Source organism: Brevibacillus fluminis (assembly GCF_003710825.1).
Lineage (GTDB): Bacteria > Bacillota > Bacilli > Brevibacillales > Brevibacillaceae > Brevibacillus_D > Brevibacillus_D fluminis.
In genome coordinates this window covers 1-416 of the sequence record NZ_RHHQ01000059.1, presented here as the reverse complement: position 1 = coordinate 416, position 416 = coordinate 1, and the positions used below count along the sequence as shown (strand labels likewise).

At 55.0% G+C, this 416-nt stretch carries 1 protein-coding gene; it reads right to left on the bottom strand.

What is annotated here, in order from left to right; translation table 11 throughout:
- On the bottom strand, positions 1–416 hold a 416-nt coding region (locus EDM56_RS30855), incomplete at both ends, for an ATP-binding cassette domain-containing protein (protein WP_148040444.1).

Genomic DNA, 416 nt, shown 5'->3' with positions numbered 1-416 from the left:
GAGAAACGGATCGCAGGAGCTTCGCGCTGCAAAATCTCCTTCGCTTCCTGGGGCTGCTCCGTTTCGATCCGGATCGTTTCGGCAGCCGCATGGTTGTCCATCAGCTCTTCCATCGATTTGATCCCGATCAGCTTACCTTTTTGCAGGACCGCAATCTCATCGCACATTAGCTCCATTTCCGACAATAGATGGCTTGAAACGATCACCGCTGTCCCCTCCATTTCTGCCAAATGGCGCAGGTGGTTGCGCAGCTCGCGTATGCCTGCAGGGTCCAACCCGTTTGTTGGCTCATCGAGGATCAGTACGGCCGGCCGATGCAGCAGCGCTTGTGCAATGCCGAGGCGCTGCCTCATTCCGAGTGAATACGTCTTAACCTTTTGATGGATGCTGGTTTCTAAGCCGAGCAAAGCGATCAC